Annotated in this window: 1 protein-coding gene; it reads right to left on the reverse strand. The window is 67.7% G+C overall.

The genetic code is table 11. The annotated features are described in order from the left end of the window. The coding region (locus DIE21_RS36900; RefSeq protein WP_260432616.1) for a methyl-accepting chemotaxis protein at positions 1–551 on the reverse strand (551 nt) is incomplete at both ends.

Here is a 551-nt window from a genome sequence, read left to right on the forward strand (position 1 = left end):
GACTCGACCCGCTCGACACTCGCGCCGATCAGCGTCTTGATTTCCTTCGCCGCGTTCGCGCTGCGCTGCGCGAGCGCCCGTACCTCGCCCGCGACCACCGCGAAACCGCGCCCCTGTTCGCCCGCGCGCGCCGCCTCGACCGCCGCGTTCAGCGCAAGGATGTTGGTCTGGAATGCGATCCCGTCGATCACGCCGATGATGTCGGCGATCCTGCGCGAGCTGTCGGTGATGTCGCGCATCGTCGTGACGACCTCGCTCACCGCCTGTCCGCCGCGCTCGGCCGCCTCGCTCGCGGACACCGACAACTGGTTCGCCTGCAGCGCCGTTTCCGCATTGCTCGACACGGTCGCCGTCATCTCGGCCATCGATGCAGCGGTCTCCTGCACACTCGACGCGGCCTGTTCGGTGCGCGCGCTCAGGTCGTTGTTGCCTTGCGCGATCTCGTTGCTCGCGCGCTGCACGTTGTGCACCTGCTCGCTGACGTCGTCAACGAGCCAGCGGAACATCAGACCGAGCTGGTTGATCGTGCGCAGCGTCATGCCGATCTCGTC

This window comes from Burkholderia sp. Bp9140, assembly GCF_003853425.1.
GTDB lineage: Bacteria > Pseudomonadota > Gammaproteobacteria > Burkholderiales > Burkholderiaceae > Burkholderia.